This window comes from Agromyces arachidis, from assembly GCF_052805135.1.
The window spans coordinates 1-14,152 of the sequence record NZ_JBRBDK010000009.1; the positions used below are offsets into that span (position 1 = coordinate 1).

13 protein-coding genes and 1 riboswitch are annotated in these 14,152 nt (G+C 73.5%); of the genes, 10 read left to right on the top strand and 3 right to left on the bottom strand.

Features of this window, described 5'->3' with window-relative positions:
* The first annotated feature begins 231 nt into the window (after window positions 1-231).
* The 5 genes from ACUY4T_RS12030 to nagB are packed head-to-tail and all read left to right on the top strand — an operon-like array spanning window position 232 to window position 5,378.
* Window positions 232-1,230, top strand: a complete 999-nt coding sequence (locus ACUY4T_RS12030) for a carbohydrate ABC transporter permease (protein WP_446019193.1) — start codon at window positions 232-234, stop codon at window positions 1,228-1,230.
* Window positions 1,227-2,129, top strand: coding sequence for a carbohydrate ABC transporter permease (locus tag ACUY4T_RS12035; protein WP_446019195.1), 903 nt, complete (start codon window positions 1,227-1,229; stop codon window positions 2,127-2,129). The genes ACUY4T_RS12030 and ACUY4T_RS12035 overlap by 4 nt, the downstream gene beginning before the upstream one ends.
* A complete protein-coding gene (locus ACUY4T_RS12040) occupies window positions 2,126-3,661 on the top strand; it encodes a glycoside hydrolase family 3 protein (RefSeq protein ID WP_446019196.1) in 1,536 nt (511 codons plus the stop codon). The genes ACUY4T_RS12035 and ACUY4T_RS12040 overlap by 4 nt, the downstream gene beginning before the upstream one ends.
* Window positions 3,658-4,608: an ROK family protein gene (locus tag ACUY4T_RS12045; RefSeq protein WP_446019198.1), complete on the top strand. Its 951-nt coding sequence runs from the start codon at window positions 3,658-3,660 to the stop codon at window positions 4,606-4,608. Before ACUY4T_RS12040 ends, ACUY4T_RS12045 begins: the two co-directional genes overlap by 4 nt.
* Complete coding sequence (gene nagB / locus ACUY4T_RS12050; RefSeq protein WP_446019199.1) at window positions 4,593-5,378, top strand: glucosamine-6-phosphate deaminase; 786 nt, start codon at window positions 4,593-4,595, stop codon at window positions 5,376-5,378. The genes ACUY4T_RS12045 and nagB overlap by 16 nt, the downstream gene beginning before the upstream one ends.
* Before the next feature lie 41 nt (window positions 5,379-5,419).
* Here the strand turns inward: nagB and ACUY4T_RS12055 are convergent, their stop codons facing one another.
* Window positions 5,420-6,013 (bottom strand): TetR/AcrR family transcriptional regulator, encoded by a 594-nt coding sequence (locus ACUY4T_RS12055; RefSeq protein ID WP_446019201.1) that lies wholly within the window; start codon window positions 6,011-6,013, stop codon window positions 5,420-5,422.
* An 89-nt stretch (window positions 6,014-6,102) separates the two neighbouring features.
* Between ACUY4T_RS12055 and ACUY4T_RS12060 the strand changes: the two genes are divergently transcribed.
* The gene (locus ACUY4T_RS12060) at window positions 6,103-7,338 is read left to right on the top strand and encodes a hypothetical protein (RefSeq protein WP_446019202.1); all 1,236 of its coding nucleotides are present in this window, start codon (window positions 6,103-6,105) and stop codon (window positions 7,336-7,338) included.
* Window positions 7,339-7,440: 102 nt separating this feature from the next.
* Window positions 7,441-7,803, top strand: coding sequence for a YrdB family protein (locus ACUY4T_RS12065; RefSeq protein ID WP_446019203.1), 363 nt, complete (start codon window positions 7,441-7,443; stop codon window positions 7,801-7,803).
* 12 nt (window positions 7,804-7,815) lie between these two features.
* Here ACUY4T_RS12065 and purU read toward each other — a convergent pair whose 3' ends face one another.
* On the bottom strand, window positions 7,816-8,706 hold the full coding sequence (gene purU / locus ACUY4T_RS12070; protein WP_446019204.1) for a formyltetrahydrofolate deformylase: 891 nt from the start codon (window positions 8,704-8,706) through the stop codon (window positions 7,816-7,818).
* 178 nt (window positions 8,707-8,884) lie between these two features.
* Here purU and ACUY4T_RS12075 point away from each other — a divergent pair, with 178 nt between their 5' ends.
* Window positions 8,885-10,141: an MFS transporter gene (locus ACUY4T_RS12075; protein ID WP_446019206.1), complete on the top strand. Its 1,257-nt coding sequence runs from the start codon at window positions 8,885-8,887 to the stop codon at window positions 10,139-10,141.
* 256 nt (window positions 10,142-10,397) lie between these two features.
* On the opposite strand, the gene ACUY4T_RS12080 is transcribed toward ACUY4T_RS12075, so the two are convergent.
* The gene (locus ACUY4T_RS12080) at window positions 10,398-11,576 is read right to left on the bottom strand and encodes an N-acetylglucosamine-6-phosphate deacetylase (protein WP_446019208.1); all 1,179 of its coding nucleotides are present in this window, start codon (window positions 11,574-11,576) and stop codon (window positions 10,398-10,400) included.
* A gap of 77 nt (window positions 11,577-11,653) precedes the next feature.
* A riboswitch (ZMP/ZTP riboswitch) is annotated at window positions 11,654-11,735 on the top strand.
* A 73-nt stretch (window positions 11,736-11,808) separates the two neighbouring features.
* Here ACUY4T_RS12080 and glyA point away from each other — a divergent pair.
* Both glyA and ACUY4T_RS12090 read left to right on the top strand, forming a co-directional pair.
* A complete protein-coding gene (gene glyA / locus ACUY4T_RS12085; RefSeq protein ID WP_446019209.1) occupies window positions 11,809-13,125 on the top strand; it encodes a serine hydroxymethyltransferase in 1,317 nt (438 codons plus the stop codon).
* Window positions 13,126-13,224: 99 nt separating this feature from the next.
* Entirely contained in the window at window positions 13,225-14,112 is an 888-nt protein-coding gene (locus ACUY4T_RS12090) for a bifunctional methylenetetrahydrofolate dehydrogenase/methenyltetrahydrofolate cyclohydrolase (RefSeq protein ID WP_446019210.1), read from the top strand.
* The last annotated feature ends 40 nt before the right edge of the window (window positions 14,113-14,152 follow it).

Consider the following 14,152-nt stretch of genomic DNA (forward strand, 5'->3'; position numbering starts at 1 on the left):
GGGGGGAGGGGGGGTGGGGGAGAAGAAGGGGGGGGGGACCCCCGGAAGGGTGTGTTCTTCCTGTTTGGGGGGGCCCATAAACACGTGGACTGGTTCCCCCCCCCGGGACACCGGGCCCCGGGCCGGCAGGCGCCCACACACCCTGCCGGCCCGGAACCATGAGCGGGCAGCGCCCCGCAGCATCCGTCACCGTCATCGGCGCCATCGCAGCCGTCGAACGCAGGAGATCCCATGACCACCACCGACAGCGGCCCCTCCGCGGCCGTCAGCTCGGTCGACGGCGAGCGACTCGTCGCGCCGCAGCCGGAGCCGCCGCGGCCGAGCCGGCGTCCCCGCCGGCGCTCCGGGGGGGTCACCCCGTACGCGCTGCTCGTACCCGCCACGGTCGTGCTCGCGGCGATCGTCGGCTGGCCGCTCGTGCAGCTCCTGATCACCTCGATGCAGGAGTTCGGCCGCGCGCAGGTGTTCGGAGCTCCGCCCGAGTGGGTGTGGTTCGACAACTACGTGTCGGTGCTCACCGACCCCGACTTCTACGCCGTGCTCGGCCGCAGCCTCGTCTTCGCCGCAGCGTGCGTCGTCATCACCATGGTCCTCGGCACCCTCGTCGCGCTGCTGCTCCAGCGGCTGCCGAAGGGCTTCCGGCTCCTGCTCTCGCTCGGGCTGCTGCTGGCCTGGGCGATGCCGCCGCTGTCGGCGACGATCGTCTGGGGCTGGATGTTCGACACCGACTACGGCGTGATCAACTCCGTGCTCGTGAACACGTTCGGGCTCGAGCAGTACACCCAGCACTCGTGGCTCATCGAGCCGCTCAGTTTCTTCCTCGTCGCCGGCGTGATCATCGTGTGGGGCGCCGTGCCGTTCGTCGCGTTCGCGCTCTACGCCGGGCTCACGCAGGTGCCCGACGAGGTGCTCGAGGCCGCGCAGCTCGACGGCGCGGGCGGGCTCAGCCGATTCCGGCTCATCGTCTTCCCGTACCTCAAGCCGATCTTCCTCATCACGACGATCCTGCAGATCATCTGGGACCTGAAGGTGTTCACGCAGATCTTCGCCCTGCAGGACATCGGCGGCATCCGCGAGCAGACCAACACGCTCGGCGTGTACATCTACCAGGTGTCGATCGCCGGCGGCGACTTCGGCACGGGCGGCGCGATCGCCGTCATCACCGCGATCATCCTCATGTCCATCTCGCTCTACTACGTGCGCCAGACCGTGAAGGAGGAGGAGCTGTGAGCGCCGCCACCCTCGCTTCGGGGACGGGCCGCCAGGCCGTCGCGCCGACCCGCCCCCGCCGCCGCATCCGCCCGTCGACGATCGGATGGAGCGCCCTCTCGGTCGCGCTGTTCGCCCTCTTCGCATTCCCCGTCTACTGGATGGTGAACACGTCGTTCCAGCCGAACAACGAGATCCGCGGGTCCGAGATCCACTTCTGGCCCGACAACTTCACGCTCCGCAACTACGAGACGGTGCTCTTCGACCCGGGCCGCACGCCCTTCATGCCGGCCGCCGCGAACTCGCTCATCGTGACGCTCACGACCGTCGCGGTCGCGCTGATCTTCGCGTTCCTCGCCGCGCTCGCGGTCACGCGGTTCCGCTTCGCGAGCCGCCGCACGTTCATCATCGTGATCCTCGTGGTGCAGATGATCCCGGGCGAGGCGATGATCGTGTCGATCTTCCGGGTGATCGACGGATGGCAGCTCCTGAACACCCTGATCGGCCTGACGATCGTGTACGTGGCCACCGTGCTGCCGTTCACCATCTGGACGCTGCGCGGGTTCGTCAACGGCGTGCCGGCCGACCTCGAGGAGGCGGCGATGATCGACGGATGCTCTCGGGCGGGCGCGTTCTGGCGCATCACCTTCCCCCTGCTCGCGCCCGGACTCGTGGCCACCGGCGTGTTCGGCTTCATCCAGGCCTGGAACGAGTTCGTGATCGCGCTCGTGCTGAACGCGCGACCCGAGATGATGACCCTGCCGGTGTGGCTGCGCACCTTCCTCGTCGCGAACGGCACCACGAACTGGGCCGCGATCATGGCCGGATCGACGCTCATGGCGATCCCGGTGATCGTGTTCTTCCTGTTCGTGCAGGGACGCATGACGAGCGGCCTCGTCAGCGGGGCGGTGAAGGGATGAGCGCGCACCTCGGCCACGGCGGCCGCGAGGGGCTGCGCCGCGACATCCTGACCACCCTGCTGCCCGGCTTCGTCGGCCCGGTCGCGCCGGAGTGGCTGCTGCAGATGCTTCGCGACGGCCTCGGCGGCGCATGCCTGTTCGCGACCAATGTCCGGACGGCGGCGCAGCTCGCCGAGCTGACCGGGGCGCTGCGCGAGGCGAACCCGCTCGCCGTGGTCGCGATCGACGAGGAGGGCGGCGACGTGACCCGCCTGTTCGCCGACTGCGGGTCGCCGTATCCCGGCAACGCGGTCCTCGGTCGCATCGACGACGTGACGCTGACCCGCGGCGTCGGCCGTGCGGTGGGCGAGGCGCTCGCCGCGACCGGCTGCACGCTGACGTTCGCGCCGGATGCCGACATCAACTCGAACCCGCTCAATCCCGTGATCGGCGTGCGCAGCTTCGGCGCCGAGCCGGCGCTCGTGGCCCGCCACACCGCGGCCTGGATCGACGGCGTGCAGTCGGCCGGGATCGCCGCCAGCGCCAAGCACTTCCCGGGGCACGGCGACACCGCCACCGACTCGCATCTCGCGCTGCCGGTCGTCGACCTGCCGATCGAGCGCCTCCGCGAGCGCGAGCTCGAACCGTTCCGCGCGGCCATCGCGGCCGGCACGCGCACGATCATGACCTCCCACATCCTGCTGCCGCAGCTCGACGCGGAGCAGCCCGCCACCCTGTCTCCCCGCATCCTGCACGGCCTGCTCCGCGGGGAGCTGGGCTTCGAGGGCGTCATCGTCTCCGACGCGCTCGACATGGCCGGGGCGAGCGGCGTGCACGGCATCCCCGAGGCAGCCGTGCGCGCGCTCGCCGCCGGCTGCGACCTGCTCTGCATCGGCACGCGCAACACCGCCGAGCAGCTCGCCGGCATCGTCGCGGCCGTCGAGGCGGCGGTCGACGCCGGGCGGCTCGACGCCGAGCGGGTCGCGGATGCCGCGGCGCGCGTGCGCTCGCTCGCCGCGACGCCCGCCGACGCGACGCCGCGGGCGGGTTCGGCCGCCGGGCTTCCCGCCGACCTGGGCGAGCGGATCGCCGCATCGTTCGACCTCGCTCCGGGCGCGCTCGCGCGGCTCTCCGGCGGGGTCGGCTCGGTGGTGCGCGTCGACACCGACGCCAACATCGCCGTCGGCGACGTGCCGTGGGGGCCGTTCGCGCTCCTCGCCGCAGCCGACCCGGACCATCCCGTCCCGCCATGGCTGACGGATGCCGCGATCGTCCCGCTCGCGGCCGCCACGCCGCTCGGCGACCCGGCCCGACTCGCGGGACCGGTGCTCGTCGTCGGCAAGGACCTGCACCGGCATCCCTTCGCCGTCGCGGCGATCCGGGCCCTCCGCGCCGCGCGGGCGGACGTGGTGACGGCCGACCTCGGCTGGCCGAGCGACGATCGCGCGCTCGCGGACATCGCGACCTTCGGCGCTTCGCGGGCGGTCGCCGAGGCATTCTCCGCGGTCGTCGATCGCGCGAGCCGCGACGCCTCCCCGGTGGCGGCGCAGTGAGGCTCGGCATCGACATCGGCGGCACCAAGACCGCGGCCGTCGCGATCGACGACGACGGCGGGCTGAGCGAGCAGGTGCGCATGCCCACCGGCTTCGGCGCCGACGCCGTGGTCGGCACGGCGCTGCGCACGGTCGAGCGGATGACGCAGCTCACGGGCGTCGCTCCGCACGCGTTCCGCTCGATCGGCATCGGCATCCCCGGCTCGGTCGACTCCGCGACCGGCCGGGTCGCCCACGCCGTGAACCTCGGCCTGGAGGGACTGGACCTCGGTCCGCGTCTGTCCGACCGGCTCGGCGCCGACGTGCGCGTCGAGAACGACGTGAAGGCCGCCGCGCTCGGCGCGCACCACCTCCTCGGCCTGGCCGACGGGGCCCGGGCCCGTTCCATGGCCTACCTGAACCTGGGTACGGGGCTCGCGGCCGGCGTCGTGCTCGACGGGCACCTGCTGCGCGGCGGGCGGGGCGTGGCCGGCGAGATCGGGCACCTGCCCGTGGATCCGGCGGGTGCGGCATGCGGGTGCGGCCAGCGCGGCTGCCTCGAGACCGTCGCATCCGGGTCGGCGCTCGCCGCGATGTGGCCGAGCGCGCACCGCCATCCCAGCCGGGAGCTGTTCGACCGTGCCGACGCCGGCGATCCGGGGGCCGTCGCGGTCCGCGAGCGCTTCCTCGGCGGCGTGGCGGCGGCGGTGCGGCTGCTCGCGCTCACCACCGACGTGGACGCCATCGTGATCGGCGGAGGGCTGGCGGCCCTGGGCGACCGGCTCCTCGCCGGCACCCGGCGGGTGCTGGGCGAATGGGCCGACGAGTCGGCCTTCCTCGCATCGCTCGACCTGGCGGGGCGGGTCCAGGTGATCCCGCGCGGGTTCCCCGCCGCCGCGGTGGGGGCGGCGCTCGTCGGCGAGGAGCTCGGGGAGCGCGAGGAGGTGGCCGCGTGGCCGAGGTCGTGATCGTCGGGTCGGAGGCGGCGGGGGGCGAGCTCGCGGCCTCCGCGATCGCCGACCTCGTCCGGGAACGGCCCGATGCGGTGCTCGGCCTCGCGACGGGGTCGACGCCGCTGTCGACGTACCGGGCGCTCGCCTCCCGCATCCGCGACGAACGCATCGACGTCTCGCGCGTGCGCGGGTTCGCGCTCGACGAGTACGTCGGGCTGCCCGAGGGGCATCCCGAGTCCTACCGGGCGGTGATCACCCGCGAGGTGGTCGAACCCCTCGGCCTCGACGCGTCGCTCGTGCACGTGCCGAACGGCGACCCTGCGACGATCCGGACGGCGGCGGCCGACTACGAGCGGGCCATCGAGGCGGCGGGCGGGGTCGACCTGCAACTGCTCGGCATCGGGCGCACGGGCCACATCGGCTTCAACGAGCCGGGCTCGTCGCTCGCGTCGCTCACCCGGGTGAAGACGCTCGCCGCGCAGACGCGCGCCGACAACGCGCGCTTCTTCGCCTCGCCCGACGACGTGCCCGTGCACTGCATCACGCAGGGGATCGGGACGATCCTGCGCGCCCGGCACCTGGTGCTGCTCGCGTTCGGAGCGGCGAAGGCCCGAGCCGTGGCCGACGCGGTCGAGGGCCCGGTGTCGGCGAGCCGGCCCGGTTCGGCGATCCAGCTGCACCCCCACGCGACCGTGATCGTCGACGAGGCCGCGGCGTCGGAGCTCGACCTCGCGGGCTACTACCGGCACGCGTGGGCGAACAAGCCCGACTGGCAGGGCGTCTGACCGGACGGCGGGAGGATGCCGCCATCCGCCCGCGCCCCGCGTCAGCGGGGGATCAGGCGCCGCACCGTGGCGAGGTAGGCGTCGGCGTCGAAGTCGTCGAGCAGGGCGGCCTGGACCATGTAGCCGGGCGCGAGCCCCATGAGGACGGGCGTGACGCGGCGGGCGTACTCGTCGGGGTCGTTCCCGGCGTGCTCGGGATGCGCAGAGGCCCACTCGGCGATCAGCCGGCGCAGCAGGCTGCGCACGGGGTCGAGGAACGAGTGGACGAGCTCGCGCATCGAGGGGTCGATGGCCGCCTCGCCCCACACCTGCAGGAACATGGTCGGCGCGATCGCGTCGCGTCGCATGCCGCCGATCACCGCCGCCATGATCTCGCCGGGGGCCAGCGGCCCGTGGTCCGCGCGCAGCTCGGCGAGCTCGTGGGAGCGCGCCCCGAGGATGCGCTCCGCCACCGCGGCGAAGAGCTCCTCCTTACCGGCGAAGTGGCCGTAGATCGCGCCGGCCGACAGTCCGGACTCGGAGATGATGTCGGCCATCGAGGTGCCGCGGTAGCCCTTGTCGGCGAACCGCCGGAGCGCGGCCGCGGTGATCTCGTCGCGGCGCGCGGCGCGGTACTCCTCGCTGACCTTCGGCATCGCGCCCCCCTTCCCGATCGCTGTTGACGATCCTACGTCTCGAGGGCATTATAAAGAACGAGCATTCGTTTTGCATGAAGGAGTCGACCATGACCAGCCATGCCACCCGCCCGACGTCGACGGGTCGTGCCGTCGCGATCGGGGCCGCGCTCTCGCTCGTCGTGGGACTCGTCCTGCTGGCGTTCGCGTGGCCGTCGGTCACCGCCGAGCCGAAGGACCTCCCGGTCGGCGTGGTCGGGCCCGACGCCGCCGTCACCCAGGTCGAGACCCGGGTCGCCGACGAGGCTGCGGGCGCGATCGCGCTCGAGCGGTACGCCGACCGCGACGCCGCGATCGACGCCATCGAGCAGCGAGACGCGTACGGCGCCGTCGTCCTCGGCGAGGGCCCGACCGACGCGCCCGAGGTGCTCATCGCCTCCGCCGCCGGCCCGGCCGTGGCGCAGCAGTTGCGCGGGCTCGCCCAGCAGCTCCAGGCCGGGATCGACGAGCAGGTCCGCGCCGCCATCCCGGAGCGCGTGGAGCAGGCGGTCGAGGCGGCGGTCGCGGCCGCCGTCGCACAGGCGACCGGCCAGCCCGGTGCTCCCGGCACGCCGTCCGTACCGGAGCTGCCCGAGGTGCCCGACGTCACCGTCGCGGTGACCGACGTCGTCCCGCTCGCCGACGGCGACCGGACCGGCTCGGGCCTCGCGGTCGCGGTCTTCCCGCTCGTGCTCGGCGGCATGCTGGGCGGCATCGCCATCTCGTTCCTCGTCATCGGCGCGCTGCGCCGCGTCGCCGCCGTCGCCGCCTACGCCGTGGCGGGCGGGCTCCTGCTGGCGGGCATCCTCCAGGGCTGGTTCGGCGTGCTGCAGGGGGAGTTCTGGCTGAACTCGGCGGCGCTCGCGCTCGCCCTCGCCGCCGTCGCGCTGCCCGTCACCGGGTTCGTCGCGCTGCTCGGCCGTGCCGGCATCGCCGTCGCCGTGCTGCTGTTCGTGCTGGTGGCGAACCCGATCTCGGCGGCGGCCGTGCCCGTGCAGTTCCTCGCGGCGCCATGGGGCGCGATCGGCCAGTGGTTCCCGCCCGGCGCCGCGGCGACCCTGCTGCGCGACCTGTCGTACTTCCCGGCGGCCGACGCGACGTTCCCGTGGCTGGTCCTCGCGGGATGGGCCGTGGCCGGCCTCGCCATGACGCTGCTCGGCCACTACCGCACCGCGGGCGGCGCCGAGCCCGACGCGGAGGCGGCCCACGCCGACGAACCGGGCGACGGCGTCGTCGTGGACGATGGGCTGGGGTCGGCCGACGACCGGCGCGCGCAGGCGGCCCGCGAGACGACGCCCGCCGGCTGACGCCCGCCCGCGGCACCCGCCCGGGATCCGGACGGGTGCCGCAGCGCCGCCGCAGCGGATCCGATGCCGCGTCACCGGCCGACGCGGTTAGGCTTGAACCTCGTGAACGACGCCACTCCCGACACGCCCCAGGTGGGGTTCAACGACCTGCTGCGGTTCCTGCTCGAGGTCTTCGCGATCGTGACCCTCGGGATCTTCGGGTTCGTCGCCTTCGACCTGCCGTGGCCGGGCGTCCTCCTCGGCATCGGCCTGCCGCTCGTCGCGATCCTGCTCTGGGCGCTGTTCCGGTCGCCCAAGGCGGTGTTCCGCGTCGACCCGTTCGTGAAGGCCCTCGTCGAGATCGCCGTCTTCTCGAGCGCGGCCATCGCGTGGTGGGTCATGGGGCAGCCCGTGATCGCCGTGGTGTTCGGCGTCGTGGCCGCGGTGAGCGGCATCGTCAACGGGCGTCGCGAGTTCGGCGGCTGAGCGCCGGCCGCGTCAGCGGAAGATGACCGTGCGCTGGCCGTCGAGCAGCACCCTGCGCTCGGCGAACCACTTCACGGCCTGCGAGAGGGTGCGGCTCTCCTCGTCCTGGCCGATCGCGACGAGCTCGGCCACCGAGCGCGAGTGCTCGACGCGCACCACGTTCTGCTCGATGATCGGCCCCTCGTCGAGATCGCTCGTCACGAAGTGCGCGGTCGCGCCGATGAGCTTGACGCCGCGCGCGTGCGCCTGGCGATACGGGTTCGCCCCCTTGAAGCCGGGCAGGAACGAGTGGTGGATGTTGATGCAGCGCCCCGCCAGCGCATCGCACAGCTCGGGCGAGAGGATCTGCATGTACCGGGCGAGGACGACGAGCTCGATGTCGTGCTCCTCGACGGCCTCGAGGATGCGGCGCTCGAACGCCGCCTTCGTCTCGGGGGAGACCACCGCCTCGGACTCGAACGGCACCCCGTAGAAGTCGACGAGGTCGCGCAGCGTGCCGTGGTTCGAGAGCACCAGCGGGATGTCGACCGGCAGCTGCCCGGCCCGCTGGCGGAAGAGCAGGTCGTTCACGCAGTGCCCCGCCGTCGAGGCGAGCACGAGGGTGCGCAGCGGACGGCCGACCTCGTCGAGGTGCAGCTCCATCTGCCAGCGCTCGACGACCGGGGCCAGCGCCGCCTCGAACTCCGCGCGGTCGGCGGACGACTCGACCTGGACGCGCATGAAGAAGCGGCCGGTGTCGTGGCTGGCGAACTGCTGGCTCTCGGTGATGTTGCCGCGCGCGGCGACGATCGCGCCGCTCACGGCGTGGACGATCCCCGGTCCGTCGGTGCAGCTCAGCGTGACGACCCAGTGGTACAGGTGCGTGCCGGTGGCATCCGCGGTCTCGGTGGCATCCGTGGTCATCCGGACAGCGTACCCGGCCGGCGGTGCGGGTCTCCGGGGCACTCAGGCGCCACTCGGGCGCCGCGCGCTACACTTGCCGCGGTCGTGCGGTCACCGCCGGCCCCGGGCGCGCACGTGAGCGCGTAGTCGACCCGCCGCAGGCATCGCCGCGAGCGGGGAACGCCGTCGGATGAAGTCCATGCCGATCACCTCCTCGTCGCGCGCCCGCGCGACCTCCGCCCCGCCCATGCCGTGGAAGGCGCTCGCCGCCCTCGCCTCGGCCGTGTTCCTGTCCATCACCATCGAGATGCTCCCGATGGGCCTGCTCCCCGAGATGAGCGCCGACCTCGGCGTCGGCGAGCCGCTCGTCGGCCTGCTCGTCTCGGTGTTCGCCTTCGCGGTCGTCGTGACCTCGGCCCCGCTCACCGCCCTCACTCAGCGGATGCCGCGCCGCACCCTGCTCACGGCCGTGCTCGTCCTGCTCGCCGCCACCAGCATCGCGAGCGCCCTCGTGCCCGAGTACTGGATGCTCGTCGGCGTGCGGGTGGTCGGCGGTATCGCGCACGGCGTGTTCTGGGCGCTCGTCGGGGCGTACCCGGCGCGCCTCGTCGGCCACGACGCCCTCGGTCGCGCCGTGTCGATCGTGCTCGGCGGCGGCACCCTCGCGCTGATCGCCGGCGTGCCGATCTCGACCGCCCTCGGGCAGGCGCTCGGCTGGCGTCCCGTCTTCGTCCTGGTCGGCCTCGTGACCCTCGCGGGCGCCCTGCTCGTCAGGGTCGTGCTGCCGACGGATGCCGCGGCGCCCGCCGCCCCCCGGCCGGCGACCGGTTCGACGGCGGCGATCCGCGTGGCCGCCGGCGGCGGCATGAAGGCCGTGCTCGCGGTGTGCGTCGTCACGGCCGTCGTGATGATCGGGCAGTACGCCGCGCTCACCTACGTCGCGCCGATCCTCACCGGCGTCGTGGGCGCCTCGCCCGCCGCGGTGGCGCCGCTGCTGTTCGCGTCCGGCCTGGCCGGCGCCGCGGGACTCGTCGTCGCCGGCACGCGAGCGGCGCGGGACAGCGCCCGTGCGCTCGTCGTCGCGATGCTCGCGATCGCCGTCGCGCTGGTCGTGATGTCGGCCGAGCCCGGACTGTGGCCGGCCGTCATCGCCTACACCGCGTGGGGCTTCGCGTTCGGCGCGGTCCCGCCGTTGCTGCAGACGCGGCTGCTCCAGGCCGCGCCGCCCGAGCGCCGCGACGCGGCGAGCGCGCTGTACACCACGGCGTTCAACATCGGCATCGGCGGCGGCGCGCTGCTCGGCGGCGTGCTGTTCGGCGCGTTCGGGGTCGGCGCCGTGCCGGTCGCGTATGCGGTCATGCTCGTCGCGGCATCCGTCATCGTCGTCGTCACGACGGTGCGCGCGGCGCCGGCGCGGATGGCGGTCCCCGCCGGCTCGGCGCAGCCCTCGTCCTGAGCCGGGCGCGGGCGGACCTCCGCGCGCAACGTGATCCGTCCGGGTCACGGCGTCGTCACGGCATCCTCACAGCCGGCTCACGGCTTCGGCGCGGGAACATGAACGTGCAGCCGCAGTTCGGGTCGGCTGCAGTCGGCGGGTTCACGCATCGGGGGACACGGGGACGGGTCGACGACATCCGGGCCGGTGCGCGGAGGCGAAGGGGAACGAGCCTCCGCCCCGGCCCGACGCCGTTCCGGACGCCCGCGGCGGCGCGTCAGTGCAGCCGGACGCCGGCACCCCAGACCGCCGCGACCTCGAGCGACTCGTCGAGCAGCACCGCGTCGGCGGCGAACCCGGGCTCGAGCCTGCCGAGGTCGTGCGAGCGTCCGATCGCGGCGGCCGGGGTCTCGGTGACCGCGGTGACCGCCTCGGCGAATCCGATGCCGCTCGCGGACACCGCGTTGCGCAGCGCCGCGTCCTGGGTGAGCGTCGAACCCGCGATCGCGCCGCCGTCGGCGAGGCGCGCGACGCCGTCGACCACGTCGACCTCGAGCGATCCGAGCACGTAGCGGCCGTCGTCGGCGCCCGTCGCGGCCATCGCATCGGTCACGAGCGCCACGCGCCCGCGTGCGCCGGCGAACGCCAGCCGCACGACGTCGGGATGCACGTGCACGCCGTCGCCGATCAGCTCGAGCGTGACGTGGTCGGCGTGCATCGCCGCGACCACCGGACCGGGCGCGCGGTGGTGGATGCCGCGCATGCCGTTGAACGCGTGCGTGAGGATCGACGCGCCGGCGTCGAACGCGGCGAGGGCGGTCTCGAAATCGGCGCCGGTGTGCCCGACCGCGACGGCGACGCCCTCGTCGACGAACCGCGCCGTCGCCTCCGCCGCCCCGTCGAGCTCGGGGGCCAGCGTGATCTGACGCAGGGTCCCCGCCGCGGACTCCAGCAGCCGATCCACCGAGGCCGCGTCCGCCGCGCGCAGGCGCGCGGGATCGTGAGCCCCGCGGAACCCGTGGTCGAGGAAGGGCCCCTCCAGGTGCGAGCCCAGCAGCAGCGCATCGGATGCCGCGACACAGGCGATCGCGCCGAGCCGGTCCGCGAGGTCGCCGATGCCGGCGGTCACGAGCGACAGGACCGTCCGGGTGGTGCCGTGCGCGCGGTGCGTGCGCAGCACCGTCCGGATCGCGTCGTCGTCGCCCTCGTCGGCGGAGGCGCCCCCGCCGCCGTGGCAGTGCAGGTCGATGAACCCCGGGACGAGCCAGCGTCCGGCGGCGTCCGTGACCGAGGTCGCGTCGGCATCGCCGCCGTCGGCGGCACCGTCGCGCCATCCGTCGCCCACGCCCCGCGCGGCCACCCGGTCGCCGTCGAACCGCACCCACGCCTCGGGCACGATGTCGCCGCCGGACACCAGGCGGGCGGAGTGGATCACGTGGACGCCGGGAGAACTCACCCGCTCACGTTATCCCGCGTCGCGGTGGCATCGCAGGGGTGACGACCGGCGCGCGGCCGCGGCATCCGTTGCTATGCTTGCGACGTCGCGACTGGCGTTGAGATGGGTGACCATCGGGGAGCGACTGGCACGGACCGACCGCACGCCTGGGCCGGTACGCGAAGCCTCGGGGCGCGAGTCGCGCACGAGGCGATTTCCGCAGGTCCGAATGTCATCTTCGAAGGAGCCAGTCTTGGCCGAATCACTCATCAGCGACGCGCCCGGCACCGCCGCCGGCGCCGACTCCGTCTTCAACAGGCCGCTCGCCGAGGTCGACCCCGAGATCGCCGAGGTCCTCGAGCAGGAGCTGAACCGCCAGCGCTCGACCCTCGAGATGATCGCGAGCGAGAACTTCGTGCCGGTGTCGGTGCTGCAGTCGCAGGGGTCCGTGCTGACCAACAAGTACGCCGAGGGCTACCCCGGTCGCCGCTACTACGGCGGCTGCGAGTACGTCGACGTCGCCGAGTCGCTCGCCATCGAGCGCGCGAAGTCGCTGTTCGGCGCCGAGTACGCCAACGTGCAGCCCCACTCGGGCGCCACCGCCAACGCGGCCGTGCTGTCGGCGATCGCGACCCCGGGCGACACCATCCTCGGGCTCGAGCTCGCCCACGGCGGCCACCTCACGCACGGCATGAAGCTGAACTTCTCAGGCAAGCTCTACAACGCCGTGTCGTACGGCGTCGACCCCGAGACCTTCCTCGTCGACATGGACGCGCTTCGCGACAAGGCGAAGGAGACCAAGCCGCAGGTGATCATCGCCGGGTGGTCGGCGTACCCGCGCCACCTCGACTTCGCCGCCTTCCGCGAGATCGCCGACGAGGTCGGCGCGAAGCTGTGGGTCGACATGGCGCACTTCGCCGGGCTCGTCGCCGCCGGCCTGCACCCGTCGCCGGTGCCGCACGCCGACGTCGTCTCGACCACGGTGCACAAGACCATCGGCGGCCCCCGCTCGGGCCTGATCGTCTCGCGCGACACGGAGCTGGCGAAGAAGCTCAACTCCAACGTCTTCCCCGGTCAGCAGGGCGGCCCGCTCATGCACGTGATCGCCGCGAAGGCGACCGCGTTCAAGATCGCCGCATCCGAGGAGTTCAAGGACCGCCAGGCGCGGACCATCTCGGGTGCGAAGCTGCTCGCCTCGCGCCTCGTCGCCGACGACTCCCGCGCCGCGGGCGTCGACGTCCTCACGGGCGGCACCGACGTGCACCTGGTGCTCGCCGACCTCCGCACCTCCGAGCTCGACGGCCAGCAGGCGGAGGACCGCCTCCACGAGGTGGGCATCACCGTGAACCGCAACGCGGTGCCGTTCGACCCGCGCCCGCCGATGGTGACCTCCGGCCTGCGCATCGGCACGCCCGCGCTCGCGACCCGCGGGTTCGGCGATGCCGAGTTCACCGAGGTGGCCGACATCATCGCGCTGGCGCTGCAGTCGAACCCGGATGTCGCGGCGCTGCGCTCGCGCGTCGAGGCGCTCACCGAGGCGTTCCCGCTGTACCCGGGGCTGCAGCAGTAGGTCCGCGGGTCCGGGGTCGGGCCGTCGTCCATCGCGGACCGGCCCGCCCCGGACCATCCGTCGTCCGTCCCCGCTGACCAGTTCTGAAGAGGTACCCACATGACCGCGATCACCCTCGACGGCGTCGCCACGGCGTCGGCCGTGAAGTCGGAGCTGTCCTCGCGCATCACCGAGCTGCGCGCGCACGGCGTGGTGCCCGGGCTCGGCACCCTGCTGGTCGGCGACGATCCCGCCTCGCGGTCGTACGTGGCCGGCAAGCACCGCGACTGCGCCGAGGTCGGCATCGAGTCGATCAGGGTCGACCTCCCGGCATCCGCGACCTCGGCCGACGTGCGCGCGGCGATCCGCGACCTCAACTCCGCACAGGAGGTCACGGGCTACATCGTGCAGCTCCCGCTGCCGACCGGGCACGACGAGAACGCGATGCTCGAGCTGATCGACCCCGACAAGGACGCCGACGGACTGCACCCGACGAACCTCGGCCGCCTGGTGCTCGGCATCGAGGGCGACCTGCAGTCGCCGCTCCCGTGCACCCCGGCCGGCATCGTCGAGATGCTGCAGCGCTACGAGGTGCCGATCCGCGGGCAGCACGTCGTCGTGATCGGCCGGGGCCTGACCGTGGGTCGTCCGCTCGGCCTGCTCTTCACCCGCAAGGGTCTGGATGCCACGGTGACGCTGACGCATTCGCGCACGGTCGACCTGGCCGCCGAGGTGCGCCGGGCCGACATCGTCGTCGCGGCGGTCGGCGTGCCGCACATGGTGAAGGCGGACTGGATCAAGCCGGGCGCCGCCGTGCTCGATGTCGGCATCACCCGCGTGGCCGACGAGGAGACGGGCAAGGGCCGCCTCACCGGCGACGTCGACCCGGCCGTGGCATCCGTCGCCGGGCACCTGTCGCCGAACCCGGGCGGCGTGGGCCCGATGACCCGGGCGATGCTGCTCGCGAACGTCGTCAAGGCGGCGGAGCTGCGGATCAGCAACCGCTGAGCTTCAGCGACCCCGGATCGGGAGCTGCCGGGTGCCGCCT

What these genes read in the sequence shown, in the direction of transcription:
- ACUY4T_RS12030 (WP_446019193.1), top strand. Translation starts at nt 232, where the DNA reads ATGACCACCACCGACAGCGGCCCCTCCGCGGCCGTCAGCTCGGTCGAC.
- ACUY4T_RS12040 (WP_446019196.1), top strand. Translation starts at nt 2,126, where the DNA reads ATGAGCGCGCACCTCGGCCACGGCGGCCGCGAGGGGCTGCGCCGCGAC.
- ACUY4T_RS12055 (WP_446019201.1), bottom strand. Translation starts at nt 6,013, where the DNA reads ATGCCGAAGGTCAGCGAGGAGTACCGCGCCGCGCGCCGCGACGAGATC.
- ACUY4T_RS12060 (WP_446019202.1), top strand. Translation starts at nt 6,103, where the DNA reads ATGACCAGCCATGCCACCCGCCCGACGTCGACGGGTCGTGCCGTCGCG.
- purU (WP_446019204.1), bottom strand. Translation starts at nt 8,706, where the DNA reads ATGACCACGGATGCCACCGAGACCGCGGATGCCACCGGCACGCACCTG.
- ACUY4T_RS12075 (WP_446019206.1), top strand. Translation starts at nt 8,885, where the DNA reads ATGCCGATCACCTCCTCGTCGCGCGCCCGCGCGACCTCCGCCCCGCCC.
- ACUY4T_RS12090 (WP_446019210.1), top strand. Translation starts at nt 13,225, where the DNA reads ATGACCGCGATCACCCTCGACGGCGTCGCCACGGCGTCGGCCGTGAAG.